27 protein-coding genes are annotated in these 26,339 nt (G+C 63.0%); 10 read left to right on the top strand and 17 right to left on the bottom strand.

The features are described from left to right. Positions 1-112: 112 nt before the first annotated feature. Complete coding sequence (locus tag HX805_RS22300; RefSeq protein ID WP_003209751.1) at positions 113-1,339, bottom strand: MFS transporter; 1,227 nt, start codon at positions 1,337-1,339, stop codon at positions 113-115. A 319-nt stretch (positions 1,340-1,658) separates the two neighbouring features. Between HX805_RS22300 and HX805_RS22295 the strand changes: the two genes are divergently transcribed. Continuing rightward, a complete protein-coding gene (locus HX805_RS22295; RefSeq protein WP_177067590.1) occupies positions 1,659-2,918 on the top strand; it encodes a serine hydrolase in 1,260 nt (419 codons plus the stop codon). A gap of 71 nt (positions 2,919-2,989) precedes the next feature. On the opposite strand, the gene HX805_RS22290 is transcribed toward HX805_RS22295, so the two are convergent. The 3 genes from HX805_RS22290 to HX805_RS22280 form a co-directional block, all read right to left on the bottom strand. Further along, positions 2,990-3,793: an AraC family transcriptional regulator gene (locus tag HX805_RS22290; protein WP_177080265.1), complete on the bottom strand. Its 804-nt coding sequence runs from the start codon at positions 3,791-3,793 to the stop codon at positions 2,990-2,992. A 5-nt stretch (positions 3,794-3,798) separates the two neighbouring features. Beyond that, complete coding sequence (locus HX805_RS22285) at positions 3,799-4,338, bottom strand: YbhB/YbcL family Raf kinase inhibitor-like protein (protein WP_177080264.1); 540 nt, start codon at positions 4,336-4,338, stop codon at positions 3,799-3,801. A 101-nt stretch (positions 4,339-4,439) separates the two neighbouring features. Continuing rightward, a complete protein-coding gene (locus HX805_RS22280; protein WP_177019879.1) occupies positions 4,440-5,303 on the bottom strand; it encodes a LysR family transcriptional regulator in 864 nt (287 codons plus the stop codon). A gap of 114 nt (positions 5,304-5,417) precedes the next feature. On the opposite strand from HX805_RS22280, the gene HX805_RS22275 reads away from it, so the two are divergent. After that, complete coding sequence (locus HX805_RS22275; protein WP_003215589.1) at positions 5,418-6,026, top strand: LysE family translocator; 609 nt, start codon at positions 5,418-5,420, stop codon at positions 6,024-6,026. A 17-nt stretch (positions 6,027-6,043) separates the two neighbouring features. Here the strand turns inward: HX805_RS22275 and HX805_RS22270 are convergent, their stop codons facing one another. Next, entirely contained in the window at positions 6,044-6,616 is a 573-nt protein-coding gene (locus HX805_RS22270; RefSeq protein ID WP_177008665.1) for a helix-turn-helix domain-containing protein, read from the bottom strand. A 309-nt stretch (positions 6,617-6,925) separates the two neighbouring features. Here HX805_RS22270 and HX805_RS22265 point away from each other — a divergent pair, with 309 nt between their 5' ends. Then, a complete protein-coding gene (locus HX805_RS22265; RefSeq protein WP_087694680.1) occupies positions 6,926-7,789 on the top strand; it encodes a sensor domain-containing diguanylate cyclase in 864 nt (287 codons plus the stop codon). Here HX805_RS22265 and HX805_RS22260 read toward each other — a convergent pair. Both HX805_RS22260 and HX805_RS22255 read right to left on the bottom strand, forming a co-directional pair. Continuing rightward, complete coding sequence (locus HX805_RS22260; RefSeq protein ID WP_177080263.1) at positions 7,786-8,412, bottom strand: LysE family translocator; 627 nt, start codon at positions 8,410-8,412, stop codon at positions 7,786-7,788. The two genes, HX805_RS22265 and HX805_RS22260, sit on opposite strands and share 4 nt — an antisense overlap. Positions 8,413-8,507: 95 nt before the next feature. Next, on the bottom strand, positions 8,508-9,134 hold the full coding sequence (locus tag HX805_RS22255; RefSeq protein WP_102368774.1) for a glutathione S-transferase family protein: 627 nt from the start codon (positions 9,132-9,134) through the stop codon (positions 8,508-8,510). A 145-nt stretch (positions 9,135-9,279) separates the two neighbouring features. Here HX805_RS22255 and HX805_RS22250 point away from each other — a divergent pair, with 145 nt between their 5' ends. Next, complete coding sequence (locus HX805_RS22250) at positions 9,280-9,441, top strand: DUF2986 domain-containing protein (protein WP_008434728.1); 162 nt, start codon at positions 9,280-9,282, stop codon at positions 9,439-9,441. 46 nt (positions 9,442-9,487) lie between these two features. Further along, positions 9,488-10,021 carry a hypothetical protein gene (locus tag HX805_RS22245; RefSeq protein WP_177080262.1) on the top strand — a complete coding sequence of 178 codons (534 nt, stop codon included), beginning with the start codon at positions 9,488-9,490 and terminating at the stop codon, positions 10,019-10,021. Here HX805_RS22245 and HX805_RS22240 read toward each other — a convergent pair. Beyond that, positions 10,016-10,456: a helix-turn-helix domain-containing protein gene (locus tag HX805_RS22240; protein WP_177080261.1), complete on the bottom strand. Its 441-nt coding sequence runs from the start codon at positions 10,454-10,456 to the stop codon at positions 10,016-10,018. The genes HX805_RS22245 and HX805_RS22240 overlap by 6 nt on opposite strands. A 109-nt stretch (positions 10,457-10,565) precedes the next feature. Here HX805_RS22240 and HX805_RS22235 point away from each other — a divergent pair, with 109 nt between their 5' ends. Then, on the top strand, positions 10,566-11,345 hold the full coding sequence (locus HX805_RS22235; protein ID WP_177080260.1) for an SDR family oxidoreductase: 780 nt from the start codon (positions 10,566-10,568) through the stop codon (positions 11,343-11,345). 9 nt (positions 11,346-11,354) lie between these two features. Here the strand turns inward: HX805_RS22235 and HX805_RS22230 are convergent, their stop codons facing one another. The 4 genes from HX805_RS22230 to HX805_RS22215 all read right to left on the bottom strand — a co-directional run bounded on the left by HX805_RS22230 (position 11,355) and on the right by HX805_RS22215 (position 15,939). Beyond that, positions 11,355-12,920 carry a DHA2 family efflux MFS transporter permease subunit gene (locus HX805_RS22230; protein ID WP_008434720.1) on the bottom strand — a complete coding sequence of 522 codons (1,566 nt, stop codon included), beginning with the start codon at positions 12,918-12,920 and terminating at the stop codon, positions 11,355-11,357. Further along, the gene (locus HX805_RS22225) at positions 12,917-14,026 is read right to left on the bottom strand and encodes an HlyD family secretion protein (protein ID WP_008434719.1); all 1,110 of its coding nucleotides are present in this window, start codon (positions 14,024-14,026) and stop codon (positions 12,917-12,919) included. Before HX805_RS22225 ends, HX805_RS22230 begins: the two co-directional genes overlap by 4 nt. Before the next feature lie 22 nt (positions 14,027-14,048). Next, entirely contained in the window at positions 14,049-14,570 is a 522-nt protein-coding gene (locus HX805_RS22220) for a helix-turn-helix domain-containing protein (RefSeq protein ID WP_177039835.1), read from the bottom strand. Between the two features lie 184 nt (positions 14,571-14,754). After that, the gene (locus HX805_RS22215) at positions 14,755-15,939 is read right to left on the bottom strand and encodes an MFS transporter (protein ID WP_177080259.1); all 1,185 of its coding nucleotides are present in this window, start codon (positions 15,937-15,939) and stop codon (positions 14,755-14,757) included. Positions 15,940-16,034: 95 nt separating this feature from the next. On the opposite strand from HX805_RS22215, the gene HX805_RS22210 reads away from it, so the two are divergent. The 4 genes from HX805_RS22210 (at position 16,035) to HX805_RS22195 (ending at position 21,247) form a co-directional block, all read left to right on the top strand. Further along, complete coding sequence (locus HX805_RS22210) at positions 16,035-16,928, top strand: LysR family transcriptional regulator (protein ID WP_177036115.1); 894 nt, start codon at positions 16,035-16,037, stop codon at positions 16,926-16,928. A gap of 250 nt (positions 16,929-17,178) precedes the next feature. Then, positions 17,179-17,634, top strand: a complete 456-nt coding sequence (locus HX805_RS22205) for a (2Fe-2S)-binding protein (RefSeq protein ID WP_003215609.1) — start codon at positions 17,179-17,181, stop codon at positions 17,632-17,634. Then, positions 17,634-19,886 carry a xanthine dehydrogenase family protein molybdopterin-binding subunit gene (locus HX805_RS22200; RefSeq protein ID WP_177028422.1) on the top strand — a complete coding sequence of 751 codons (2,253 nt, stop codon included), beginning with the start codon at positions 17,634-17,636 and terminating at the stop codon, positions 19,884-19,886. The genes HX805_RS22205 and HX805_RS22200 overlap by 1 nt, the downstream gene beginning before the upstream one ends. A 17-nt stretch (positions 19,887-19,903) precedes the next feature. After that, the gene (locus HX805_RS22195) at positions 19,904-21,247 is read left to right on the top strand and encodes a cytochrome c (protein ID WP_003215611.1); all 1,344 of its coding nucleotides are present in this window, start codon (positions 19,904-19,906) and stop codon (positions 21,245-21,247) included. A 139-nt stretch (positions 21,248-21,386) separates the two neighbouring features. Here the strand turns inward: HX805_RS22195 and msrA are convergent, their stop codons facing one another. The 5 genes from msrA to HX805_RS22170 form a co-directional block, all read right to left on the bottom strand. Then, complete coding sequence (gene msrA / locus HX805_RS22190) at positions 21,387-21,893, bottom strand: peptide-methionine (S)-S-oxide reductase MsrA (RefSeq protein WP_087693735.1); 507 nt, start codon at positions 21,891-21,893, stop codon at positions 21,387-21,389. After that, the gene (locus HX805_RS22185; protein ID WP_177117312.1) at positions 21,890-23,377 is read right to left on the bottom strand and encodes an MFS transporter; all 1,488 of its coding nucleotides are present in this window, start codon (positions 23,375-23,377) and stop codon (positions 21,890-21,892) included. Before HX805_RS22185 ends, msrA begins: the two co-directional genes overlap by 4 nt. A gap of 200 nt (positions 23,378-23,577) precedes the next feature. Then, complete coding sequence (locus HX805_RS22180) at positions 23,578-24,048, bottom strand: Lrp/AsnC family transcriptional regulator (protein WP_003215617.1); 471 nt, start codon at positions 24,046-24,048, stop codon at positions 23,578-23,580. A gap of 27 nt (positions 24,049-24,075) precedes the next feature. Next, a complete protein-coding gene (locus HX805_RS22175; RefSeq protein WP_008434708.1) occupies positions 24,076-25,383 on the bottom strand; it encodes an FAD-binding oxidoreductase in 1,308 nt (435 codons plus the stop codon). Positions 25,384-25,466: 83 nt separating this feature from the next. Continuing rightward, positions 25,467-26,309, bottom strand: a complete 843-nt coding sequence (locus HX805_RS22170; protein WP_177080258.1) for a transporter substrate-binding domain-containing protein — start codon at positions 26,307-26,309, stop codon at positions 25,467-25,469. Positions 26,310-26,339: the final 30 nt, after the last annotated feature.

Raw genomic sequence — 26,339 nt, 5'->3', positions numbered from 1 at the left:
ACCCAGGTGCACAAGCCGGCGGATTCTGACGCAACTGTAGGCAATGGAGCAAGGTGCCGTGCTCACTGCCTCAAGCCACGGGACTGAATTCAATCAGTCCCGCTTTCCTCGATTAAGCAGGCTGGGCCGCCAGGCTATTACTCACCTTGCGCCCCAACACCAGCACCGTCACAAACCCGGCACCCACCAACGCGGTCGCCAAACTCAACAGCACCGACGTCCCCATCTTGTCGACGATCTGCCCGCCAAAGAACGAGCCCACGGCAATGATCACCTGAAACAACGCGACGAACAGCGGCATGCCACGTTCCACATCCTTGGGCGCCACCACGAACATCCAGATGCTTGCGCAGGCCGGGAAGGCACCGAAAGCAAAGCCCCACAGTGCGATCAGCATTACTGCGCCGCTCATGCCGGTGGCGAAGTAGGGGAACAGGGCGGTGCTGGTGCCGATCATCAGCGCGACCAGCAGCAGGGTGTGGCGCACGCTGCGGTTGGCGGCGAAGCCGGCGAAGACGTTGCCCATCACGCCGGCCACGCCGTAGAGCAGCAGCAGCGAGCCAATGGTCGGGCCGTCGAAGCCGGAGCTGTTTTTGAAGAACGGGGCGACGTAGGTGTACGCGGCAAAGTGCGCGAGGCCGATCAGCAGCACGGCGATCAAGCCAACCCGTGCTTGTGGGTTGATGAACAGGGCCGGCAGGTCGGCGATGCGAATGGCTTTTTCCGGTTCGAGGCGGGGCAGCAGGAACATCTGTGCCAGCAGTACCGGGATGCCCACCAGTGCGGTGACGAGGAAGGTCATGCGCCAGCCCATCAGGCCGCTCAGCCAGGTGCCGACGGGTACGCCGAGCACGGTGGCCAGGGTCACGCCCATCATGATGATCGAGGTGGCTTTCGCGACGCCCACGCCTTTGGGCGCCAGGCGGCCGCTGAGGGCGATGGCGGTGGCCCAGAAGCCGCCGATGCTGATGCCCAGCAGGACGCGGCCGAACAGCAGCAGGCTGAAGTCGCTGGCGTAGGCCACCACCATGTTGGCGATGATCATGATCAGGGTCAGGCCGATCAGCAGGTAGCGACGGTCCATGGCGCCAATGCCCACCGACAGCAACGGGGCGGCGAGGGCGGCCATGATGCCGGGCAGGGTGACCATTAGCCCGGCGTGGCCGGCGCTGATGCCGAGGTCGGCGGCGACGTCGTTGAGTACGCCTACCGGCAGGAACTCGCTGGTGACCAGGGCGAAGGCGCCCACGGCCACCGAGAGAATCGCCAGCCACTGCTGCAGGACGGTTTGTTGATTATGTTCGGGGAGGCCGCTAGGGGCCCGGCTTGCGCTTGGCATGGTGTCGGGTTCCGGGAGGAGATTTCGCCTGCGGGCAGACGGGAGGGAGAAAGTGGAGGCGATTATAGGAATGGGTTTTGGTAAGCCAATAGGCGACCGGTTCGATAGTAATCATCAGTCTCGTTGATAAGACTGCCTGCGTAGAGCGTTCTCTTCCGTGTAGACCCTCTCGATTGCCCATGGCCCGACTCCGCGCGTAATCCGGCCCGATCCCGCGCGCCAGAAAAAATCCCCCGCTGCATCCTGAGCCTCGGCATGTCGGTTTTGCTGACGTGCCGAAGCGTTTCAAGGCCGATCAAACAATAATAAAGAGGTGCTTATGCCCGTGCTTCATCGCCCTTCATCCCCGGTTGAACGCAGCGCGCTTCATGTGTTGGTGTGTGCGTCGACACTTGCGCTGTCGTTAACCGCCTGCGCGGCCACCCCGGATCCCGCGAAGCCTTATCCCCATGCACAGGAACCGATCGGCGACGTGCAGGCCATCTATGACGGCAGGCTCAGCGAGGACTTGGCCGTCACTACCTTCCGTAATACCGACCGGTTGTTCCCGACGCGCACGATCAAGGCCGGCGGCCATCCGTTCCCGTTACCCCGCAGCAGCCAGCCACTTGGGCCGGTTGCCTTTGACTACAAAGGCAAGCATTACAGCCTCGATGACTACGTGGCGATCAACCGGGTAACCGGGCTGTTGGTGCTCAAGGACGGCAAGATCGTCGATGAGCGTTATGAAAAAGGCAACACCGCCGACACCCGGTGGATGTCGATGTCGGTGGCCAAGTCCATCACCTCGACGCTGGTGGGCGCGGCGCTGCAGGACGGCGCCATCAAGAGCCTGGATGACAAGGTCACCCGTTATTTACCCGCGTTGGCCGGTAGCGGTTACGACCAGGTCACCGTGCGCCAGATCCTCTCCATGCGCTCCGGGATCAAGTGGAACGAGCAATACACGGACCCTACCTCGGACGAGCGCCACTTGATCAAACTGCGCAGCGAACAAGTGCCCGGGTCGCTCCTCAAGTTCATGGCCAGCCTGCCCACCGCCGCGCCGCCTGGCACTCGCACCAACTACAGCACCGGTGAAACTCAAGTGTTGGGGCAACTGGTGAGCGCTGCGGTGGGCAAGCCACTGACGCAATACCTGAGCGAGAAGATCTGGGCGCCTTACGGCATGCAAACCGATGCCAAGTGGTGGCTCGACGGCCTCAATGGCAATGAAGTGGGCGGCAGCGGTATCAGCGCGACGCTTGAGGATTACGGGCGTTTTGGGCAGTTCGTGCTCAGCGGCGGCAAGGCGGGAGGGCAGCAAGTGTTGCCTAAAGACTGGTTGAGTTTTGCCAGCGCGACTACGGGTTCAGATGCGGCGTACGGTGACTTTGCGTCCATGTGGTGGCCAGGTTGGACCGACGCCTCCAAAGCGGATAAAGCCTTTACGGCGGCCGGTACGTTTGGTCAGTACCTCTACATCAATCCGACCAGGAATGTGGTGATTGTGGTGTGGCAGGCGCAGACCAAACCCACGGGTGGCAAGGTGATCGACGATATGTTTGCCTTTGATGCGGTTGCCAAAGCGCTTCAATAACCGCGAAGTACCTGTGGCGAGGGAGCAAGCTCCCTCGCCACAGGTTATGGGCTACTCAGGTAGTGTGTACCTCACATAGCCGCCCGCAACGACCGCGGTGAAAGCCCATAATGTGACTTGAACCTCACCGCAAACCGCGACGCCGACGCATACCCGCACGCACTGGAAATCTCCCCGACGGAATCCCTGGAGGTTTGCAGCTGTTGCAACGCCGCCCCCAGCCGAACATTTTCCAGGATGGCCCTGAAGCTCGCATCCTCATTGGCCAGCTGCCGACGCAACGTCGATTCCCCCAGATTCAGCTGCTGCGCAACCGTGGCAACGGTCCAGTCCCTGGACAGGTTGCTGCCGATCAACCGCTGCACGCGTTCACTCAAGGGGTCGTTGCGATCCATCAGCAACGGTCCCGCCTGGCCGGCCAGGCACAGGCAGAGCAACACGGCCTCGCCATAGTGGGTGCACAGGGCCGACGGGGCGCCGGTGCTCAGTGCGGTCAGCAGTTGGTCCCAGGCTTGTCGGGTCTGTTTGTCCAGGCGTACGCACAGGTCGGCATGCATGCTGCCCTGCGCGCCATACCGGGCAACGAAGTTACGCAACACCGTCACCGGAAACGACACCACATCAGCGATGTAGTCACCCTGGGCACCGGGAAAATTGGTCACCCCAAGCTCGCGGCCCGCCGGCAGTAAAATCAGGTGCTGGGGGCCGGCGCGCATTTCGCGCTCATCCCACTGCATCAGTTTTTGCCCCTGGCGCACGCGGCACAGGGCGCTCATGAAGACCGGCACGCGTTGCAGGGTGTGATGTTGCCGGGCCCTGATCACGCAGCTTTCGATGATGCTTTCCCGGTGCCGCAGACCTTCGTGAACATCCATCGTGACTAGCGTCCGTAAGGGGCCGTGATTGTGGCCTTGGCCAGGCTGTTGGCATTGAGCATGTAGCCGACCAGGGCGCCGCTGGATTGATTGTCGATCGGCAGGGTGGCGACTTTCAACGCCCACACGGTGAATTGATAGCGATGCGGTTTATCACCCACGGGCGGGCAGGCGCCGCCGAAGCCGGGTTGGCCGTAGTCCGTGCGGCCTTGCACTGCCCCGGCCGGCAGGTGGGTGCCCACGTTACTCGGCAGTTGGGTGACGGAGGGGGGCAGGTTCACCACCGTCCAGTGCCACCAGCCGCTGCCGGTCGGTGCGTCGGGATCGTAGACGGTGATGGCGAAGCTTTTGGTACCCGCCGGGGCGTTGGCCCAGGACAGGGCAGGGGAGGTGTTGCCGCCGCTGCAGCCGAAGCCGTTGAATTCCTGCAGGTGCGTCAGCGGGCGTTGGTCGGCAATGTCCGGGCTGTTGAGTGAGAAGCTGGCGGCGTGTCCGCTGGCGGCCATGATCAGGGTGATCGCGGGGGCAAGTCCTTTGAGTTTCATTGCGGTGATGTCCAGGCGTGGTTTGAGCCTTGATCCTAAACAGCGCGTAGGCACGGCACTGCGCCGAAGCGCTCGATGATTGTGCCGAAACGCTCTGCCCACTAAGGCTGAGCCCTCAGCGTCCGGATGATGAACGCATGCAGGCTATTGACCGCCTTGGACCCGCGGGACGCCCGGCTACGCAGAATCGAAACCTCCATGGGCTCAATGCTGCCCAAACCGTGCTCGTCACCGAGTACCTGAAGCGAATCCTGCACGGTGCATTGGGTAATCGCGGCAATCGCGAGCCCGCCCTCGACGGCGGCCACCTGGCCGGCAAGGCTGGAGCTGTTGTACACCACCTTGAACTCGCGGCCTTGCTGGGTGAGTGCGTTCACCGCATACCGCCGGGCGAGGCTTGCGCTTTCGTAGACGGCGATGGGGATCGGGTCGCGCCGCCACAGTTCGAACTGCGGTGAACCTACCCATACCATGGGCTCCTTGAACAGGAAGGTGCCGCTTTGGGGCGAGTCCCGAGACACCAGCGCCAGGTCAAGATCGCCGCTGCGCAACTGCGGGATCAGCGTGGTCGACTGTTCACAGGTCAGTTCGATTTCCACACCGGCGTAGCGCGGCGAATAGCGCTTGAGCAGCGGCGTGAGGTACCGGGCCGCGTAGTCTTCGGCAACGCCAAGGCGGATGCGCCCGGTCAGCTCTTCACCATGAAACGCCGCCTGGGTTTCAGCGTGCAGGGCGAGCATGCGCCGGGCGTAGCTCAGCAGCGTCTGGCCATCGGCAGTCAGTTGCAGGTGCCTCGGGCCGCGACTCAAGAGCTGTCGTCCAAGGGCGGCTTCGAGTTTCTTCATCTGCATGCTGACGGCGGACTGCGAGCGGTTGACCTCGTGGGCGGCGCCAGACAACGAGCCGGCATCCACCACGGCCACAAAGCATTTGAGCCAATCGAGTTGCAAATCGCTGGCGGGCATCGCGCTTACCTCTATTCGTTAATCGAATGGCTAAGGCCTGAATTATGCGCTTTTCATGGTCGCTTGTTCACCCGCAACATTCTGCCTTGAACCAACATCTTCTGGATCGGATCCATGCCCTTTGATACCTGGTTGCTTTACCTGGTTACCTGCTTCGGCATCTCGGTGGTGCCAGGGCCCAATGCGTTATTGGCGCTGACCCACGGTGCGCTTCACGGCAGCCGCAAAACGCTGTTCACCATCAGCGGCGGCGTGCTCGGTTTTGCGATTGTGCTGGCGCTGTGTGCGTTGGGGTTGGGTGCGCTGATCCAGGCATCGGCCAGTTTGTTCACGGCCTTGAAGGTGGCGGGTGGGCTGTACCTGATCTGGCTGGGCTTCGGGCTGTGGCGGGCGGCACCGGTCAGCCTTGAGGCGACCGGCACCACCAGCTCGCGGAGCTGGCCGCTGTTCCGCCAGGGGCTGGTATCGGCGATCTCGAACCCCAAGGCCTTGCTGCTGTTCACCGCGTTTATTCCACCGTTCCTGGACCCGCACCGGAGCATCGTTGCGCAGACGCTCACCATCGCCCTGACCTACGCCGTGGTGGAGTTCATCGTCGAGTACCTGGTGGCCAGCGCCGCGCACCGGGTACGGCCCTGGCTGGCGCGAACCGGGCGCCGATTCAATAAAGTCTGCGGCGGGTTTTTTGTGCTGTTCGGGTTGGCCCTGCCTATCCATGCCTGAGGGCACATCCCCGCGGCTTAGGGATGTTCGATCACCATCACCGCCGTGGTATCCGCCTCAAGTGCTTCGAACACATGGGGCGCATTCGCCAGGTAGCTGATGTAGTCGCCGGCGTGCAGCAGCACAGGCGCACCGGCCGGGCCGATATTCGCGCTGCCGCTGCACAGCAGCACGTGCTCGACGGTGCCGGCAGGGTGGGGCTGCGACAGGCGCGCGTCGCCCGGCTGTACCTTTAGCCGGTAGATATCGCGACGCACGCCCGTCGGGCAATCCGCAAGCAGTGTGGCCGCGTAGTGGCCGGTTTCGGTATAGGTGGTCAGGCCCTCGTTGGCGCGAATTACCCGCAGGTGTTGCTGGGGTTGTTCGAAGAACCGGGTCACCTGCAAGCCCATCGCCGTGGCCAACGACCACAGGGTCTCGATGCTGGGGTTGCCGATGCCGGACTCCAGCTGGGACAAGGTCGACTTCGCCACGCCTGCGCGTTTTGCCAGTTCAGTCAATGAAAGCCCCGCAGCCTGGCGTTCACGCTTGATCGACAGGGCCAGCAGGTCGATTCGGCTTGGATTGAGATTGTTCGTTATGTCGGTCATTTGTTCTTCAAATCATCCATAAATGGGTTGACGCTTTGTCGCCGGGTGTTCAGCATAGCAATCATTCGTTCATTATAAAAACCGAGTGTCGAATGATCTGGTGCGTGTTCCACCTCTGCGACCATTGGCCGTGGCTGCTCTGGCGGGCGCTCTCCTACGACCTTGAAGGGTGGCGCAGCCTGCTGGTGGCGACGCAGTTGGCGCAGCAACATTGCCGGGGGCTATTCTGCGGGCCGCTATGATTCCTTTTCGCCATCCTTCGGGATCGGGCTATGATCGCCCAATCCGAACCAGACGCTCCCCAGACCTATGCCCGTTGACCTGCAAGCCCTCTATCCCAAACTGATCCACTTGATGCTGGATACGGTGTTCGTGGTCGACAGTGAAAACCAGATCGTGTTTGTGAGTGATGCCTGCGAAGCGCTGCTGGGGTACCGCGCCGAGGAGCTGACCGGCACCCTGATCACCCACTACATGCACCCTGAAGACCTGGCCCGCACCCGGGCGTCGATTGTGCGGGTCATGAATGGCAAGCCCCACGTCGACTTCCGCAACCGCTATATCCGCAAGGATGGCAGTGTGGTGCACATTCTGTGGGCGGCCTTCTGGTCCGAGGAAGTGGGGGCGCGGATCGGTGTTGCGCGGGACGTAACCGCCCTGACGCAGGCGGAAGAGGAGCTGCGTTTCCTCGCCCATCACGACCCGTTGACGGCCCTCACCAATCGCTCGCTGTTCAATGACCGGTTGGACGAGGCCCTGCAAGCCGCTCACCACCACAAAAGTCCTCTGGCCTTGCTGTTTCTGGACGTGAATGACTTCAAGGCCATCAATGATGTGTACGGGCATGCCGTGGGCGACCGCGTGCTTTGCGTGATTGCACGACGGTTGGAAGGGTGTGTGCGTGAGAGCGACCTGGTGGCCCGGATGGGCGGGGATGAATTCACCGTGCTGCTGACGGATATTCAGTCACCGGAAGCCGTGTCGGCCAAAGTGCAGCAGATAGTTGCGGTGATGACCCAGCCCCTGAGCGCTGAGTTTGGCGCGGTCAAGATGCCGTCCTGCAGTATCGGCGTAGCGTTTTACCCGGCGGATGGAGCAGATGCCGACAGCCTGCTCAGCCACGCGGATGGTGAGATGTACCGGGTTAAAAGGCAGCGGTTTGCAACCGATTAACGCTGCTGGAAAGCAATCTTCAGCCCCAATCCCATGAACAACGTCCCAATGATCTTCCCCTCCCAACGGCGCAGCCTTGAAAGGCCCACCATCCATTGGCTCAACGGACGAATCGCCAGCGAAATCAGCGTGGTGTACACCGCACTGAGCCCCGAGAAGATCAACCCCAACACCGCGAACTGCGCCAGGGAAGAACCGGATTCCGGGTGAATGAATTGCGGCAGGAAGGCCAGGAAGAAAATCGCGGTTTTCGGGTTCAGCACTTCGGCACCCACCGCCTGGAAATACGCCTGGGTCGAGGTCACGGTGGGCAGGTCTTTGCGCGTGGTTGCGCCAGGCTTGGCCATGAAGGCGCGTACGCCCAGGTAGATCAGGTAACAGGCGCCGACGATTTTGACCACGTTAAACGCCACGGCCGAGGTCATCAGGATGGCCGACAGGCCGAGCGCCGCGCACAGCGTATGGATCAGGTCGCCCGAGGCCACCCCCAGCCCGGTGGCAATCCCGACCTTGCGCCCACCCTGGAGGGTGCGAGTGATCACCAGCAGCACGGCTGGGCCGGGAATCAGGAAAAGGCCGATGACCACGGCGACATACGTCAGGATGGGGGCGAGTTCGAACATGCTGTGTTATCTCAATGCCGGATGCGTCCTACAGTAATCCTCATCCCGGGGATTAACGCAATACAGATGAACACCCGCCGGAACCGCCTGGCCTTTTACTTCGCGAACGCGTATGCGCCACCCTGTTCCAGCGCCTTGCGATACGCCGGCCGTTCCTGAAAGCGTTGCACCCACGCCGCCACATTCGGGTAGGCCTGCAGCTTGCCCTGGGCCCGGGCGATTTCGCCGATGAAGCTCATCTGGATATCCGCGCCGGTCAATTCGTCACCCACCAGGTACGGTGTGAGCCCCAGTGCGTTGTCCAGATAACCCAGGTAGTTCGCCACCTCGGATTCGATACGTGGGTGCAATGGCGCACCCGCGTCACCCAGGCGCCCGACGTACAGGTTGAGCATCAGTGGCAGCATGGCCGAACCTTCTGCGAAGTGCAGCCATTGCACGTATTCGTCATAGGTTGCAGTGGCCGGATCCGGTTGCAGGCGGCCGTTACCATGGCGGCGAATCAAGTAGTCGATGATGGCGCCGGACTCGATCACCACGTGGGGACCGTCTTGAATCACCGGTGATTTGCCCAGGGCATTGATCGCCTTGAGTTCAGGGGGCGCGAGGTTGGTTTTCGGGTCGCGCTGGTAGCGCTTGAGCTCGTAGGGCAGGCCGAGTTCTTCGAGCAGCCACAGGATACGTTGCGAACGGGAGTTGTTGAGGTGGTGGACGATGATCATGGTGGCTCCGCTGGGCGAGAATAGAGGCGTATAGGGACAGACCGCGGTGGCGCTGTGGAGTGCCGTGAATTAAATCTGCTTCGATAAAGGCATGAAAGATGGATAATCACGCCGGCAAGCACTGATTACACACCGGATAGAAAACATGAATCGTCAAAAAAAACTACAGCAGCTGTTCAAGGCCAAGGCCAAAAAGGCCAGCGCCAAATTGGCACCGGCCAAAAAGGATAAATACATCAGCAAAGCAGACCGATTGAAGCTGGCTGCCGAGTCCGGTGATGAGCCTGTTGTTACCTCTGAGAGCTGATCCAGAAGGCCTAAGCATTACCTGATAGGGAATCGACGGAAAAACCATGAACACTGCTCAACTCGCGATTCAGCACTACATACTCGCCAAGGACGGCAACCGCCCGCATTTGCTCAGCCGGGCGTTTGTTCCCGAGGCAATCCTGGACATGGTGGTGCGCACCGGGTCCATCTCGTTTCCGCCCCACGTCGAAGGGATGGGCGGCATCGGCGATGTGCTGGTGAGGCGGTTCGGGCAGACCTTTGAAAACGTCTATACGTTTTGCCTGGGGCAGCCACCCGAAGCGGGGGCCAAAACCTATCAGTGCAAATGGCTGGTGGGGATGTCCGACAAAAACTCCGGCGAAGCCCGGGTTGGGTGTGGGGTGTATGAGTGGCAGTTCAATGCCGAAGCGGGGCTGGTCGAAAGGCTGACGATTACCATCGAGCATATGAAGACACTGCCGGCGTCAGACCTGGGGAGCGTGATGAGCTGGGTGTCCGGCCTGAGTTACCCATGGTGCAGCCCGCAAGCCGCCGTGAGCGAGGCTCCCGATATTGACGGGATTGGAGAGGTGCTCCAGTACCTTGCGGCCTTATGACTCGGTGTTGCACCGTAGATCGAAATCCGCCCGTGCCTGTTCAATCTCCTCCAGGTTGTTTGCCGCCCAGACCCACACGCCACAAAAGGCGGCACCCAGCGTAAAGCCGAGGGTTGTCAGGCTGTATTCAACCTTCGGCGGTACGACGGGGTAGACCTTGCGCATCACCAGGCCGTCCCTCTCCATCCCCCGCAAAGTCTGCGTCAGCATCTTCTGGCTGATGCCGCCGACTCGCTCACTCAGGCGCGTGAAGCGCAGCGGCGTCGTCTCGATCAAGGCTTCAAGAATCAGCATGGTCCATTTGTCTGCAACGCGACCTATCAGGTCGGTCACCAGGGGCGCGATCCGTGGGTCCAGATCCTTCGGGGGTGTTTGCCGGGCATAAAACTGGGCGGCGGCAATCTGCTCGTCGGTAAAGCCAGGGTGTTTGTTCATTCGTTGGACACTCTCTTTCAGGTGCGTATAGATCTTTTGGGTGCCTACTTACTTAAGGCCAGTGTATCCCTCAAGCTCCTTGCGTGTGACCCACCATTGGAGAGTTTCGATGAAGATGACCGGACGAACAGTGCTAGTGACGGGAGGTTCGAGTGGTATCGGGCTTGAGCTTGCCCGCCAGCTTGTGGCACGAGGCAATACCGTGATCGTGACGGGCCGCGATCAGCACAGGCTGGACGAGGCGCGGCAACTGCTGCCGAGCCTGCACACGTTTCAAAGCGACGTGCGTGACCCCGCCAGCATCCAAACGCTGTTTGCGGCAGTCACCGGTCAGTTCCCTGGGCTCGATACGCTGGTGAATAACGCGGGCGTGATGCGCAATATCAAGCTGGCCGGAGGGCGGGCGCTGGCGGACGTGACTGAAGAGATCGAGATCAACCTGAACGGCCCGATCCGGATGATCCAGCAGTTTCTTCCCTGGCTGCTCAAGCACCCGCACGGTTTGATTGTTAACGTCTCGTCCGGGCTGGCGTTTGTGCCGTTTCCGGCGGCGCCCGTCTACAGTGCGTCCAAGTCCGCATTGCACGCTTACACCCAGTGCCTGCGGGCACAGCTTCAGCACAGCGCCGTCACCGTGGTGGAGCTTGCCCCACCCGGCACCGAAACACCGCTGCTCAGGGCCGAGTTCGCGGAAGAAATGAAGAACGAAAAAGGCATGGACCCGGTGCTGATGGTGCAGCACTGCATCCGGCAAATCGAAGCCGGCCAACTGGAAATATGCCCGGGGTTGAGCAAGGTGCTGAAGGTAGCCAGCCGGGTTGCGCCTGGCCTGATATTCAAACAGATGACCAAGCTCAGCCGGCTGGCGCCGGTGCGGCCTTCAACATGATCGGACGATTCAATGCGCATCCGCAGTCGGCTGCTTCGGCGGCTGCACCTTGCGCATCAACGGCACCAGCAGCACCGCGACGATGAAGCACACCATGATCATCAGGAATGCGTCCGCATAGGTCAGCGTTTGCGCCTCGCGCCAGGTCAGCGCCCACAGCTGACTCAGCGCGAACTGGCTCGAATCCAGGCTGTTTTGCCCGAGCAACTGGGCATTCCCCGAAAGCTGGTCAAGCCAGACGTTCATCGATTCGTTCCGGATGTTCAGGTGTTCAGCCAGGCGCAGGAAGTGCAGGTTGGTGCGGTCATTGAGCACCGTGGCGCAGGCGGCGATGCCGATGGCGCCGCCGAGGTTGCGCATCAGGTTGAACAGGCCCGAGGCGAGCTTCAGGCGGTCGGGGGCCAGTGCGCCGAGGGTCAGGGTGACCACCGGCGGCACTGCCATTTGTTGAGCAAACCCGCGTATGGCTTGGGGCAGCAGCAGCTCCTTGGCGCCCCAGTCGTGGGTGATGGGGGAGAAGTCCCACATCGACAGGGCGAATAACGACAACCCGAACATCAAAATCCAGCGCAGGTCGAAACGATTGGCCAGCAAGGCGTACACCGGGATCGCCAGCAACTGGAACACCCCCGTGGAAAACACCGCCAGGCCGATATCCAGCGAGCCGTACCCGCGCACCCGCCCGAGAAACAGCGGCGTGAGGTAGATGGTGGCGAAAATGCCGATGCCGGTGATAAATGAAAACAGGCAGCCCAGGGCGAAGTTCCTGTCCCGAAGCGCGCGCAGGTCGACGATCGGCTCCTTGATCTCCAGGCAACGCCAGATAAACAGCCCGCCGCTGATGGCGGCTATCCAGGCCGTGGTCGAGATGGTGCTGTCGCTGAACCAGTTCCAGCGCGGGCCCTCTTCAAGGGTGTATTCCAGGCAGCCGAGAAACACCGCCATCAACGCCATGCCGATATAGTCGGCGCCCTTGAGCAATGACGGGTTGGGGCGGTCGACCTTGACCAGCATCGGCACCGCAAAGGTCACGAAGAGGCCGGGCAGCAGGTTGATGTAGAACAGCCAGTGCCAGGAGGAGATGTCGGTGATCCAACCGCCCACGGCCGGGCCCAATGTGGGCGCCAGGGACGCGATGGCGCCGATGGTGGAGGCGGCGATCACCCGCTGCTTGCCGTTGAAGTACATGAACGCGGTGGTGAACACCAACGGAATCATCGAGCCCCCCAGGAACCCCTGCAAGGCGCGAAACGCGATCATGCTCTGGATGTTCCAGGCCATCGCGCACAGCAGGCTGGTCAAGGTAAACCCGGCCGCCGACGCCGCGAACAGCCAGCGCGTGCTCATCACCCGGGAGAGCCAGCCTGACATGGGGATCACGATGATTTCCGCGATCAGGTAGGCGGTCTGCACCCACGCCGTATCGTCCGCGCCGGCAGACAACCCGCCGCCGATGTCCTTGAGGGAGGCGGAGACGATCTGGATGTCGATCAAGGCGATGAACATGCCCACGCACATGGTGGCGAAGGCCGCGACCTTTTGTGCGGTGCTGAGGGCGGGCAACGGGCTGTTCATAGCTGGGCCTTGAGGGCGCTGGCCTGGTCCTCGAACGCCTCATCGGTGTTGACCTTCGCCATCACCGACAGGCCCGGACGCAGGGCGCCGAAGTCGGCGTCATTGCTGTCGAGGCGCACGCGCACCGGCACTCGCTGCACGATCTTGGTGAAGTTGCCGGTGGCGTTTTCCGGCGGCAGCACACTGAATTGCGCCCCGGTGGCAGGGGCCAGGCTCTCGATGTGCCCGTGGAATTCACGGCCGGGGAGGATGTCGGCGCGGATGCTCACGCTTTGCCCGACCTGCAGGCGCCCCAATTGGTCTTCCTTGAAGTTGGCATCCACCCACAATCCTTTCGCGGGCACCACCGAGATCAGTTGGCTGCCGGCCGCGGCGTAGGCACCGACCCGGGCGCGGCGATTGCCCACGTAACCATCCACCGGCGCCCGCAGCTCGGTATAGCTGATGTTCAATTGCGCCTGGTCGCGTTCGGCCTGCGCCTGTTGCAACGCGGCACGCGCCTGGCCGCGCTGGGTTTCAATCACGTCGATTTGCCGGCGCGCCGCCATCAACCCGGCCTGTGCCCGGGAGTGGTCGGCGCGGGCGGTCTTCCATACGGCGCTGACCCGTTGTGCGCTTTCGACCGATACGGCCTGGCTGCGCACCAGGTTCTGGTAACGCGTTTGATCGTCGCCGGCCCGTTGTGCTTCGGCATCGGTGGCGTCGATCTGCGCCTTGGCCTGGTTGATCACCGCCAGTTGCAGTTGTTCGGTGGCGTCGAGGTTGGCGAGCGAGGCCTGTTGCGCGGCCACGGCGCCGTCGGCCTTGGCCAGGGCCGTGCGGTAGTCGCGCACATCGATGCGCGCCAGCACGTCGCCGGCCCGTACGAACTGGTTGTCCTGCACCGTCACTTCGCTGATATAGCCCGGCACTTTGGCGCTGATCACCGTCACATCCGCCCCGACATAGGCGTCGTCGGTGTCTTCGATAAACCGGCTGACCAGCCACCAGTGGCTGGCGTACCACACGCCGCCCGCCACGGCCAGGGTCAGCAGCCCCAGGCGCAAAACCTGTTTGCGCCGGGATGGTTGGGTGGGTTCGGGCACAGCGCTGACTGGAGCGTCCATGACGAAATGACCTCGTTGAGTATTAGTGGGGGAAGGGGCTGACCAACTGGTCTTTTTCGGCGTAGGCCCGGCCGGTTCGTGCGCGCCACAGGGTCAGCGGTTCGGCATCGGCGCTGACATGTACGCGGTGGCCCGCACGGGTGATGGGTTTGCCGGTGTTGGCATCCATCAACGCCAGCGCCACCGGGCGCCCGGTGGCCTCGTCGGCGAGAAACACCTTGGTCGAGCCCTCGGCATGCCGCGCGCCCCAGGCCATCAGCGTGAGGATGACCTGGCGCAAGTCCCGGCCCGCTTCGGTGAGGTGGTACTCATGGCGCGGCGGGTTGTCCTGGTACGGGCGCCGTTCCAGCAAGCCGCCGGCCACCAACGCATTCAGGCGGCGGGTCAGGGTGTTCGAGGCGATCCCGAGGCTCTGCAGGAACTCGTCGAAACGGCGCAGCCCGTAGAACGCATCACGCAGGATCAACAGGCTCCAACCATCACCGATGTGCTCCAGGGCACGGGCGACCGGGCAGGACATGGGTTGGAAGCTGGCTTTCTTCATGAGGGGCTCCGGGAACTGTTGCTAAATATTACGCAAGTAATATTGCACAGTGGATTTCATAATGAAAGTCACTAGTTGAAATTTTTTGCAGCGATGGATGGCGGCCAGGCAGACGCAAAAAAGCCCCGGGATTCGGGGCTTTTCAGAGGGGAGGGTATAGGGGGGCGTTTAAGCGCGGCTGTCTTTATGCCTGCGCCGGTTCCTGGCAGATACGTGAACCTGCGCGCCGCGAGCGCCAGCCAAGGCCTAGCACCATCAGCAAACCCAGGGCCGCCATGATCGCGCCAGCCAGCGAAATGGCCGGGTAGCCCAGCCCTGCGTTGATCACTGCTCCCCCCAGCGCCGCGCCAATGGCGTTACCGAAGTTGAACGCACCGATGTTCATCGCCGAGGCCAGGTTGGGCGCATCCTTGGCGGCTTCCATCACGCGCATCTGCAGGGGAGGTACCAGCGCAAAGCTGGCGGCGCCCCACAGCAGGATCGACAAGGCGGCGGGCAGCGGCCATTGCATGAGCACAGAGAAGGCCAGCAGCACGGCAATCAGGACCACGAGCGACGTTATCAGGGTGCGGTCCACCGAACGGTCCGCAGACCTGCCGCCCCAGACGTTGCCGAGGGTCAGGCCGATCCCGAACAGCACGAGCATTGCGGTGACGAAGTTGGTCGAGGCGTGGGTGACATCCCGCAGAATCGGCGCGATATAGGTAAACACCGTGAACATGGCGCTGGACCCCACCACGGTCAACGCCAGCGCTGCCAGCACCGGCCCGCGGCCCAGTACGCGGATTTCGGCCATCAGGCTTCCCCCTTTTGGAGCGGGCGTATTCGGTAGCGCCCACCACAGGGCCACCATCACGAACGCCCCCAGCCCGCTGATGCCCCAGAACGCCGTACGCCAGCCGAAGTTCTCGCCGAACCAGGTTGCCAGGGGCACGCCACCGATGGTCGCCAGGGTCAGCCCGAGGAACATCGCGGCGACGGCCCCCGCGCGTTTGTCGGGCGCCACCACACTCGCTGCCACGATGGAGCCGATGCCGAAGAATGCCCCGTGATTCAGCGATGTCACCAACCGGGCGACCATCAGGGTCTGGTAGTCGGTGGCCAGGGCGGACAGCAGATTACCCAGGGTGAAAATGGCCATCAGGCCCACCAGCAGATACCGGCGCGCCACCCTGGCTGTCGCGAGGGTCATGATCGGGGCGCCGATCAGCACGCCCATGGCATAGGCGCTGACCAGCAGCCCGGCGGCGGGAATGGAAACACCGAGGTCGGCGGCGATCCCGGGCAACATGCCCATGGGGGCAAACTCGGTGACCCCGATGCCGAAGGCGCCGATGGACAGTGCTACAAGGGGTGGGTTGATACGCATAAGGTGACTCCTCATCTTTGTATCAAATGCTACAATCACGACTTTTCAGGCGGTAGCCCTCGGCAGGGCACTACAGCTTTGCGTGGAGATCACAAGTGGACATAGGCGGTCGGTCGGGGGAGATGGCGGTGTTCGCCATGGTCGCGGAGCAGGGCAGTCTCTCGGGGGCGGCTCGGGTGCTGGGCCTCACGCCGTCATCCATCAGCCGCATCATCACCCGCATCGAGGGGCGCATAGGCACCCGCCTGCTGCTGCGCACCACCCGGGCGATCACGCTCACCGCCGAAGGCGAAGCGTATTTGCGCGGCGCCCGGCGGATCCTGGCGGACATGGCCGAAGTCGAGGATGCGATCACCGACCAGGGCGCGCCACGGGGGCGGCTGAGGGTCAGCGCGGCGCTCGCACACGGGCGGCTGTCGATCGTGCCGTTGGTTGCCGCGTTCAGCGCGCGCTACCCGGCCATCGTGGTTGAGTTGCGGCTGGAGGATGAGGTGGTGGATATCCTGGGCGGGCAAGCGGACGTTGCAATCCGCTTCGGTCAATTGGCCGACAGCCCCTTGACCGCTCGCCTTATCGGCTCCATCGGCGAGGTGATCGTGGCTTCCCCGGACTACCTGGCGCGTCATGGCACGCCGCGGCTGCCGCAGGATTTGCTCAACCACAACTGCCTGCGTTTCAACTTCCGCCGGGCAGCGCCCGACTGGCCGTTTCGCGTGGACGGGCGCGATTTTTCGCTGCAGGTGTCGGGTACGATCGAGGGTAACAGCGGGGAGGTATTGTCCCAGCTGGCCAAGCTGGGTGCCGGCATCGCACGCATTGGCGCATTCAGCGTGGCAGATGACCTGGCCAGCGGTGATCTGGTGCCGTTGCTTGAAGCGTACAACCCCGGAGACCAGGAGCCGATTCACGCGGTGTTCGTCGGCGGCGCGGCGATGCCTGCGCGGGTCAGGGCATTTGTCGACTTTCTGGTGGAACACCACCCGGCGTGACCGCCACTGACACCACGGGCCGCTCCCCCTGACGCAATCCTCTTGAATGCTTGCCTAATCCTGCGATCTTGCCCACCCCTGCATAGCGCCTTGATGAACCAGGGTCTAAAGTCATTCCCATCGCCCGCTAGACTAGTCAAACCACGCGCGCGCGAACCAGACGGGCCATCGATGCCCAGCGGCGAGGCCCCGTCTTGCCGTCTAAAAATACTAAAAAATGCAACACCAACCGATGATCAGCGGGTGAGCCATGGAATTACGAATTAACCAGCAGACCCACCAAGTCGACGCCGAACCCGACACGCCCCTGCTCTGGGTCATCCGCGACAACCTGGGCATGACCGGCACCAAATACGGCTGCGGCCTGGCGCAATGCGGTGCGTGTTCGGTGCTTGTGGACGGCAATGTCGTGCGTTCCTGCGTCACGCCCGTTTCCGGCGTGGTCGGCCGCGAAATCACCACCATCGAAGCCATCGAGTCCGATGACGTCGGCAAGCGGGTCGTTGCCACCTGGGTCGAATACCAGGTCGCCCAATGCGGCTACTGCCAATCCGGCCAGGTAATGGCGGCCACCGCGCTGCTCAAGCACACGCCCAAGCCCAGTGATGCGCAGATCGAGGCCGCCATGGTCAACCTCTGTCGCTGTGGCACCTATAACGCCATTCATGCCGCCGTGCATGACCTTGCGCAGAAGGGAGAGGCCTGATGAACATTCGCATTGATCCCACTGCGCTGCCCTTGGTCGCGGCGCTGACTGACCCGGTGAACCTGTCCCGCCGTCGCTTCCTGGCCAGTACGGCCGTGGGCGCGCTGGTGATCGGTTTTGGCCTGCCGCTGGGGTCTGGCCGAGTGCAGGCGGCCACCGCCGCGGCCACGGCCGAACGCGGTACGCAGGTGCCGGCCTTCCTGGAGATTCGCCCGGACAACACGATTCGTTTGCTCAGCCCGTTTATCGAAGGCGGCCAGGGCACGTTCACCGCGATGGCGCAGATTGTCGGCGAGGAGTTGGACGCCGACCCGGCCACGTTCCTGGTTGAGTGTGCCCCGCCCGGTGAAGCCTTTGTGGTGATGGAGAACGGCATGCGCATCACCGGCGGCAGTATGTCGGTGCGGATGAGTTACCCCACGATGCGCCGGCTGGGTGCGCTGGCCCGGGCCATGTTGCTGGAGGCCGGGGCGCAGGCGCTGAAGGTACCGGTGAGCGAGCTGTCGACCGAGCCGGGCAAGGTGGTACACGCGGCGTCCGGGCGTTCCCTTGCGTATGGCGAGTTGGCCGGGCGGGCGATGGACCTGCCGGTACCGGATGTGTCCAGTGTGAAGCTGCGCGACCCAAGCCAGTTCCGTTGGATCGGCAAGCCGGTGAAGCGTCTCGATGCGTATGACAAGTCCACCGGAAAGGCGCTGTACAGCATTGATATGAAGGTCGACGGCATGCTCCATGCCGCCGTGCAGCATGCGCCCCGACTCGGCATGACCGTGGGCAGCCTGCGCAACGAAGACCAGGTCAAGGCCATGCCGGGCGTGCATTCGGTGCATCGCCTGCCCGGTGCGGTGGCGGTGGTGGCCGAGCGTTGGTGGCATGCCAAGCGTGCGGTGGAGTCGATTCAGGTCGACTGGCTGGAGCCGACGGCTGATTCCAAGGTGCGCGGGATGCCGAAGGACTTTTCCAGCGACGAGCATTTCAAGCGCCTGGCCGCAGAAACCGGCCCGGCCCGTGATGATGAGAACGAGGGCGACGTGGCCGGCACGCTGGCCAATGCCAAGACCAGGGTCGAAGCCACTTACCACAACCAGTACCTGCACCATGCCCAGTTGGAGCCGCCTTCGGCGCTGGCGCGCTTCAACCCTGACGGTTCGCTGGAGATCTGGCTGCCGAATCAGGCGCAGGACATGTTCCTGGCCGATATCGCCAAGCGCACCGGCCTGGCCCCGGAGCGGATTACCCTGCATTCGCCGTTGTTGGGTGGTTTTTTCGGGCGGCACTTCCTGTATGACTCGGCCAGTCCTTACCCGCAGGCCATCGAGTTGGCCAAGGCGGTGGGGCGCCCGGTGAAGTTAATCTGGAGCCGCGAAGAAGAATTCCTGCGGGATGTGCTGCGCCCGGTCGCAGCGGTGAATTTCCGTGGGGCGCTGGACAGCGACGGCTGGCCGGTGGCGATTGAAGCGGTGAGCGCCACGGAGGGACCGACCGAGGCCCTGGCGGGCAAGCAGGGCGAGAAGCTCGACCCGACGGCCCTTGAGGGACTGTCCGGCAAGTCCTATGCGATTCCCAACAAGCGTATCGCGCAGATCTATGTGAAGGGCCCGGTGATGCTGGGCTACTGGCGTTCGGTGGGCAATTCGCTGAATGACTTTTTCTACGAATCCTTCCTGGATGAACTGGCCGACAAGGGTGGCAAGGACCCGTTCGAGTTGCGCCTGCATCTGTTGCGGGATAACCAGCGGCTGACCACTCTGCTGAAGGCGGTGGGCGAGTTGTCGGGTGGCTGGAAACGTGGGCCGTTTGTTGCCGAGGACGGCAGCAAGCGCGCACGCGGGGTGGCGATGGCGTCACCGTTCGGCACCCAGACGGCGGTGATTGCCGAGGTGTCGATCGAGAACGGCCAGGTCAAGGTGCATGACATCTGGCAGGCAGTCGACCCGGGCAGCATCGTCAACCCGGCGATTGTCGAGGCGCAGGTGAATGGGGCGGTGTCGCTGGGCTTGTCCCAGGTGCTGTTGGAGGAAGCGGTGTATGTGGACGGCTTGCCTCGAGCGCGTAACTACGATTTGTACCCGGTGCTGCCGCCTTCGCGGATGGCCCGGGTGCACGTGCGCGTGATCGAGAGCGGGGAAAAAATGGGCGGTATTGGCGAACCGCCGCTGCCCGCCGTGGCGCCTGCCGTGGCCAACGCCGTCGCGGCGTTGACCGGGCAGCGTGTTCGCAGCATGCCGTTAAGCCGCCACTCCTTCACCTGACCGGGGCCTGAGCACTTATGAACAACCGTCGATTCGCAAGAACCGTTGGCTGGCTGGCGCTGCCGTGCCTGGTCGCCGCAGGCCTGCTGGCCTGGTATGTCACCCGCGAGCCTGTCTCGCCGCTGGGGGCCGAGCCCGTCGCCACGGACCCGGCGCTGGTCGCCCGAGGCGAGTATGTCGCCCGGCTCAGCGACTGTGTGGCGTGCCACAGCGTGCCCAACGGCAAGCCCTTTGCCGGTGGCCTGGAAATGGCCACGCCGCTGGGGGCGATCCACGCCACCAACGTCACGCCAGACCCGGAAACCGGCATTGGCAGCTACAGCCTCGCCGACTTCGACCGCGCGGTGCGCCAGGGTGTCGCGCCGGGTGGGCGCCGCCTGTATCCGGCGATGCCGTATCCGTCCTACGCCAAGCTCAGCGACGATGATGTGCGCGCCCTGTACGCGTTCTTCATGAAGGGCGTGGCGCCGGTGCAGCAGGCCAATATCAAGAGTTCGATCCCGTGGCCATTGAATATGCGGTGGCCGATCGCGCTGTGGAACGGCGTGTTTACCGACAGCAAGCCGTATGTCGCGAAGGCCGGGAAGGATGAACTGTGGAACCGGGGCGCCTACATCGTGCAGGGCCCGGGGCATTGCGGCAGTTGTCACACACCACGGGGCCTGGCCTTCAACGAGAAGGCACTGGATGAAAGTGGCAAGCCGTACCTGGCCGGTGGCTTGCTCGACGGCTGGTACGCACCGAGCCTGCGGGATGATCCCAACACCGGCCTGGGGCGCTGGAGCGAGCCGGAAGTGGTGCAGTTTCTCAAGACCGGTCGCAACAAACATGCGGTGGTTTATGGCTCGATGACCGAGGCGTTCAACAACTCCACGCAGTTCATGAGCGACGATGACCTGGCGGCGATTGCACGCTATCTGCGGTCGTTGCCGGGCGACGAGCAGCGCGACGGTGCGGCCTGGCAGTATCAGGCGGTGTCGGCTGCGCAACGCCTGGATGCGCCGGGTGCGCATACCTATGTGACCCGCTGCGCCTCGTGCCACGGGCTGGAAGGCAAAGGGCAACCGGACTGGATGCCGCCGCTGGCGGGCGCCACCTCCGCACTGGCCAAGGAGGACGCCTCGGCGATCAACATCACCCTCAATGGCTCGCAGCGCGTAGTGGCGGCCAATGTGGCGGACGCTTATCGCATGCCGGCGTTCCGTGAGCAGTTGTCGGACCAGGAGATTGCTGAAGTGCTGACGTTTGTGCGCGGCACCTGGGGCAATCAGGGTGGGGCGGTGGATGCCAAGGCGGTGGGCAAGTTGCGTGAGCACACGGGCCCGGCGAGCAGCAGCCCGATCATTCTGCAAATGCGCTGAGGGAAATGCGCCTTGTGAGGGAGGCGCTTTGTGTAGGAACTGCTTTATGTGGGAGCGGGCTTGCTCGCGAAGGCGGTGGGTCAGTGAAGAACTTGCTGACTGACACACCGCTTTCGCGAGCAAGCCCGCTCCCACATTTTTAGGCGCGTTTCGGCAGCTTCCAGTTGGGTCGGATGAAGTGGCAGGTGTAGCCATTCGGAATCCGCTCCAGGTAATCCTGATGCTCCGGCTCCGCTTCCCAGAACGGCCCCGCCGGTTCAATTTCCGTCACGACACGGCCTGGCCACAACCCCGAGGCATCCACATCCGCTGCGGTGTCTTCAGCGATGTCGCGTTGCTGTTCGCTCAGGTAATAAATCGCCGAACGGTAGCTGGGGCCCAGGTCGTTGCCCTGGCGGTTGGGCGTGCTGGGGTCGTGGATCTGGAAAAAGAACTCGAGGATCTGCCGGTAAGTGATCACCGTCGGGTCGAAGACGATCTCGATGGCTTCGGCATGGTTGCCGTGGTTGCGATACGTGGCATTCGGCACATCGCCGCCGGTGTAGCCGACCCGCGTGTGCAGCACGCCGGGGTAGCGGCGCAGCAGGTCTTGCATGCCCCAGAAGCAGCCGCCGGCGAGCAGGGCGGTTTCGGTCGGGTTGGTCATGGTCTGTGCTTCCCCTTGTTGGATACCTCGCTAGTTATGGGGGCTGGTTGGACGATTCCAAGGTCGAGGGGCGCGCCTTCGATCGGCTTTGTCCGCGTTGCCCGCAGCGCCATCAACAGCGCCAACACGGGTGCCAGGGTAAACAGCGCGAACAGCCAGCGCGCGGCATGGGTGATGCCGCCATTGCCCGCCACTTCATTGATGCCCGCCATGTTCGAGATCACCCCCGCCAGCGCCGCGCCCATGGCCATGGCGAACAGTTGCAGGGTGGTGATCGACGAAGCGGCTGTGTCCTTGTCCTGTTCCGAAGCCACTTGCAGGATGCGCGTCAGCAGGTGCGGCCAACCCAGGCCGATGCCGAACCCCACCAGGAACAGCCCCAGGCAGATAGGGGCCAGCAATGTCCATTCGCCCTGGCTGGCGATGGGCGTAGTGATCGCCAGCATCATCAAGCCCGCCACGATAAACAGCGGCCCCGCGATGATGGCGCGATGTGGACCGCGGCCGGTCCAGCCGGAGCTGATGATTTCCGAGACCGTCCAGCCGGCCGCCATCAGCGCGGCCATGTAACCGGCGATCAGCGGCGACTGGCCATGCAAGTGCTGCAGAAAGTACGGCATGAAGATCTCGCTGCTCATGCCGATCACCAACAGACAGGTGGTCGCATAAAGCGCGCAGAGCGGGGTGCTGAACTTCAATGCATCCCGGGGCAAAAGACGCACGGTGGCGCTGGACTCCTTGCGGATTAACAGCACCACCAGCACGACGCAGGTGGCGATACCCAACAGGTTCCAGCTCGGCAGCGCCGAGACGCTGCCGGCACACACCGCCAGCACCGCGCCCGCCAGCAGCACCAGTTGCGGCACCGGCAAACGGGCGGTGGCGGTCGCCGTGGTGTCGCGCGGGGGCAGGGCGCGGCTGGTGAGTACCATGTACGCCAGGCTCACCGGCACCATCGAGCCGAAGGCCAGGCGCCACGCGTCCATCTCGGCAAACACGCCACCCACCGCCGGCCCGACGAGCGTCGCCACGCCCCACATCCCCGACACCAGTGCCATTGCGCGCGGCCACAGGCGCTCTTCGAACACCAGTTGGATCATCGAGTAACACAGGGCCAGCAAGACCCCGCCGCCCAACCCCTGGATGGAGCGCCCCGCGAGCATCACCGGCATGTTCGGCGCCAGAGCACAGATCAGCACGCCTACCATGAACACCAGTGTGGCCAGCGCATACGCCAGCCGTGGACCGGTGCGTTGCAACAGCTTGGAGGTGAGGGCGGAACCGAGGATCGAGGCCACCACGTACAGTGTGGTGCTCCACGCATAAAGCGCCAGGCCGCCGATTTCGGCCACCACCGACGGCAGGATGGTGGTGGCGATGTAGGTGTTGGTGGCATACAGCGCGATGCCGCCTGAAAGGGCAATGGAGCGCGTGGCGTTCTTGCCGCTAAGCAACTCGCCCCAACTGCTGTCTTGGGTTTGCATCAACGATTCCTTGTAATGCGTTCGCGGTATGGAAGCCGGCGAAGGGCTAAGCGTCAGGCTTGAGGTAATTAACCAAGCAATTGCTTTTAATATTGCGTTGAGGCGAATTATTTTGCAAGGAATGACTTGTCAGGTGGCCGAGTCTCTATGGCAGCCGAGGCGGAGCGTGAGGCGCGCGGTTTCCCACGGCCGGCAGCACTTCACACCATCAGTTTCCGGCTGAACTTGGTTTCCATCACGATATGCGAAGCGGTGTGCGCCACCCCTTTGATCATGTTGATCCTGATGAGCTCGGCATTGAGTTCGCTCAGGGTGGCGGTGGCCAGGTGAATGATGAAATCGGACTCTCCCGAGACCGCGTAAACGGCCTGCACCGCTTCCATCCTGCGCAGCGAGGTCATCACATCGGTGTAGCTCTTGTTGGTGCAGGAGGTCATGGTAAAGCAGGTCACCGTCTGCTGAAGTCGGTCCTGGTCGATGCGCACGCTGTAGCCGGTGATGACGCCGGCCTTTTCCAGGCGGGTAATCCGCTCCTGCACCGCAGAGCGCGAGACCCCGAGCTTGCGGGCCAATGACGCGGTGGGTTCGCGTGCGTTGGCTTGCAGCAGGCCAAGCAATTGCCTGTCCTTGTCGGTGAGGTTAAACAGTGGACCGGGATTCTGCGTATCCATGGACACGTCCTTGACCCTCGCTGGGGTTCAGTTTTTATGAGTCGCCCTGTGTTGCGAGCGCTTTTCCTGAAACATATCCATCATTTTCAGGCCGGCGTAAACCGTTTGTGCGGCCGCCGGGCCCAGGGGGCCGCCATTCCATTCCAGACCGTAGGCATCGAACAGGCGGTAGCGATCGGTTTCGCCGCAGATCGCCTCGGCGATGACGCGTGCGCCGATCGGCGCGGTGTTCATACCATGGCCACCAAATGATGTACACGCCCACAATCCCTGCCCCAGCGGGCCAATGTGCGGCATCTTGTGCCGCGCATAACCCATCAACCCGGACCAGGCCTTGTCGATCCTGATGCCGCGCAATTGCGGATAAACGTCGAGGATATCCTGCGTCAGCAATTGCCCCAGGCGTTTCTCATCCTGCAGGTTGCGCGTGGTAATGCGGCCGCCCCAGAGCAGGCGGTCGCCCTCGACGATGCGGTAATAGTCCGAGGCCCGGCGGTTATCGCCCACGGCATCGGAGGTACAGACCGCCTCGGCCAGGCGATCGCCCAGGTGCTCGGTCAGCACCGCATAGGTCGCGATCGGCAGGAAGGCGCGGCGTAATTTGCCGAACTCAGGCCCCCCATAGCCGCCGCAGCAGTACACCACATGGGCACAATCGACAGTGCCCTGATCGGTGATGACCCGGTGTCGCCCGTTGCGGCTTTCGACGGCGGTCATGGGCGAGCGTTCATGGATTTTGCCACCACTTTGCTCGATCAGTCGGGCCAGGCCGAGGCAATAGTTCAAGGGGTGGAAGTGAAAGCCATGGTTGTCGCGCAGCGCCTGGAAATACCGCTCGGTCTTGAGCTTTTCGCGCACCGCCTGGCGATCAAGATAGTCGAGGTGAAAGTCGAAATCCGCGGCCATTTTGTCCCGCACGCGCTGCAGGTTGTCGCCATCTTCGTAGCGCACCACACTCAGTTTTCCCGGGGTTGGCGTGCAGCCGGGCAACTGATGATGGGCGATCATGCCCCGAACAATCTCGACGCCTTCAAGCGACAGTTTGAACAGCGCGGCGGCCGTCGGTTTGCCGCAGCGTCGCTCGATGGCGGCCAACCCTTCGGACCAGCCCTGGAGCACGAAGCCACCGTTGCGCCCCGACGCTCCCCAGGCCACGCGACCGGCATCCAGCAGCACCACCGACTGCCCGCGGGAGACCAGTTCCCACGCCGTGCTCAGCCCCGCCAGCCCGGCGCCGATCACGCACACATCGGCCCGGGCGTTGCCACACAGCGCCTGGCGTTCAGTCGTGTCGCGCATCGTGGCGGTGTAGTAATTGTTGTTATAGGTGTACATGAAGTCGGTCGTCCTTTTTTCGCGGCGCAGGCATACAGCGCGCCGCGTCGGGGACGGGGCGCCTGTACGGCCTGTGGGGGGGGTTACTGCACCTGGGTGAGGTCGGCGCCGTACCATTTCTCTGACAATTGCTTGAGCGTGCCATCGGCTTTCATGTCGGCGACGATCTTGGTCAGCGCGCTGTTGAACGCCTCATCGCCCTTGTCCACGGCGATGGCCAGGGGTTCGTAGTAGGCGGGTTTGCCTTCCACCCTGACGATGGGGTAGCCATTCTTGACGGCGGCGGCGACGATGGTGGGCAGGGCGGACAGGGTTGCGTTCAGCCGCACCCCGTCTCCCATGCGCAGGTCATCCAGCGGGCCCATGCTGTCGCCGTACGTGCGAACCTCGCCGGGGGTGACTTCGTAAGTGAACGGCGGCACATCGGCGGCGTCGATCTTCAGGCGGCGGTTGATATAGTCCTCCGAAGTCGTACCGGCTTCGACGCCGATGATCTTGCCGTTCAGGTCCGCCACTTTGGTCTCGGCCGCGTCCTTGTGCACCGCGAATACATACGGCGTGTAGTAGTAGATCGCGGGGAAGTCGAGCACCCGGGTGCGCTCGGTGGTAGGCGTCATGGAGCCGACCGACAGGTCCCAGCGGCTCGACCAGCGCCCGGCGGTGATGATCCCGTATTCGGGCGTCACGAAGTCGACTTTGCTGCCCAGGCGTTTGCCGATTTCGCTGGCGACGTCGATATCGAAGCCTTGCAGCTTATTGTCCGGGCCCAGGAACGATTGCGGTGGCCAGTTGGCCGACGTGGCCACCTTGATCACCTTGGTTTCATGGATGCGGTCGAGGGTCGAGCCCGCCCAGGCCGCGCCTGTGAGGCTGGTGAGGGCGGTGGCGACAGCGGCTGCGGTGAAGAAGCGAGTGAACGAGATCATGGGTAAGCCTCCAGTATCTTGAGTGCGGTG

The organism is Pseudomonas sp. G5001 (assembly GCF_013385475.1).
GTDB lineage: Bacteria > Pseudomonadota > Gammaproteobacteria > Pseudomonadales > Pseudomonadaceae > Aquipseudomonas.
Note: the sequence above shows the minus strand (reverse complement) of the source record. Positions and strands in the feature narration are given on the sequence as shown.

Bases quoted from the DNA above. Each gene is read 5' to 3' on its own strand.
- HX805_RS22300 (WP_003209751.1), bottom strand. From the start codon at position 1,339: ATGCCAAGCGCAAGCCGGGCCCCTAGCGGCCTCCCCGAACATAATCAA.
- HX805_RS22295 (WP_177067590.1), top strand. From the start codon at position 1,659: ATGCCCGTGCTTCATCGCCCTTCATCCCCGGTTGAACGCAGCGCGCTT.
- HX805_RS22290 (WP_177080265.1), bottom strand. From the start codon at position 3,793: ATGGATGTTCACGAAGGTCTGCGGCACCGGGAAAGCATCATCGAAAGC.
- HX805_RS22285 (WP_177080264.1), bottom strand. From the start codon at position 4,338: ATGAAACTCAAAGGACTTGCCCCCGCGATCACCCTGATCATGGCCGCC.
- HX805_RS22280 (WP_177019879.1), bottom strand. From the start codon at position 5,303: ATGCCCGCCAGCGATTTGCAACTCGATTGGCTCAAATGCTTTGTGGCC.
- HX805_RS22275 (WP_003215589.1), top strand. From the start codon at position 5,418: ATGCCCTTTGATACCTGGTTGCTTTACCTGGTTACCTGCTTCGGCATC.
- HX805_RS22270 (WP_177008665.1), bottom strand. From the start codon at position 6,616: ATGACCGACATAACGAACAATCTCAATCCAAGCCGAATCGACCTGCTG.
- HX805_RS22265 (WP_087694680.1), top strand. From the start codon at position 6,926: ATGCCCGTTGACCTGCAAGCCCTCTATCCCAAACTGATCCACTTGATG.
- HX805_RS22260 (WP_177080263.1), bottom strand. From the start codon at position 8,412: ATGTTCGAACTCGCCCCCATCCTGACGTATGTCGCCGTGGTCATCGGC.
- HX805_RS22255 (WP_102368774.1), bottom strand. From the start codon at position 9,134: ATGATCATCGTCCACCACCTCAACAACTCCCGTTCGCAACGTATCCTG.
- HX805_RS22250 (WP_008434728.1), top strand. From the start codon at position 9,280: ATGAATCGTCAAAAAAAACTACAGCAGCTGTTCAAGGCCAAGGCCAAA.
- HX805_RS22245 (WP_177080262.1), top strand. From the start codon at position 9,488: ATGAACACTGCTCAACTCGCGATTCAGCACTACATACTCGCCAAGGAC.
- HX805_RS22240 (WP_177080261.1), bottom strand. From the start codon at position 10,456: ATGAACAAACACCCTGGCTTTACCGACGAGCAGATTGCCGCCGCCCAG.
- HX805_RS22235 (WP_177080260.1), top strand. From the start codon at position 10,566: ATGAAGATGACCGGACGAACAGTGCTAGTGACGGGAGGTTCGAGTGGT.
- HX805_RS22230 (WP_008434720.1), bottom strand. From the start codon at position 12,920: ATGAACAGCCCGTTGCCCGCCCTCAGCACCGCACAAAAGGTCGCGGCC.
- HX805_RS22225 (WP_008434719.1), bottom strand. From the start codon at position 14,026: ATGGACGCTCCAGTCAGCGCTGTGCCCGAACCCACCCAACCATCCCGG.
- HX805_RS22220 (WP_177039835.1), bottom strand. From the start codon at position 14,570: ATGAAGAAAGCCAGCTTCCAACCCATGTCCTGCCCGGTCGCCCGTGCC.
- HX805_RS22215 (WP_177080259.1), bottom strand. From the start codon at position 15,939: ATGCGTATCAACCCACCCCTTGTAGCACTGTCCATCGGCGCCTTCGGC.
- HX805_RS22205 (WP_003215609.1), top strand. From the start codon at position 17,179: ATGGAATTACGAATTAACCAGCAGACCCACCAAGTCGACGCCGAACCC.
- HX805_RS22200 (WP_177028422.1), top strand. From the start codon at position 17,634: ATGAACATTCGCATTGATCCCACTGCGCTGCCCTTGGTCGCGGCGCTG.
- HX805_RS22195 (WP_003215611.1), top strand. From the start codon at position 19,904: ATGAACAACCGTCGATTCGCAAGAACCGTTGGCTGGCTGGCGCTGCCG.
- msrA (WP_087693735.1), bottom strand. From the start codon at position 21,893: ATGACCAACCCGACCGAAACCGCCCTGCTCGCCGGCGGCTGCTTCTGG.
- HX805_RS22185 (WP_177117312.1), bottom strand. From the start codon at position 23,377: ATGCAAACCCAAGACAGCAGTTGGGGCGAGTTGCTTAGCGGCAAGAAC.
- HX805_RS22180 (WP_003215617.1), bottom strand. From the start codon at position 24,048: ATGGATACGCAGAATCCCGGTCCACTGTTTAACCTCACCGACAAGGAC.
- HX805_RS22175 (WP_008434708.1), bottom strand. From the start codon at position 25,383: ATGTACACCTATAACAACAATTACTACACCGCCACGATGCGCGACACG.
- HX805_RS22170 (WP_177080258.1), bottom strand. From the start codon at position 26,309: ATGATCTCGTTCACTCGCTTCTTCACCGCAGCCGCTGTCGCCACCGCC.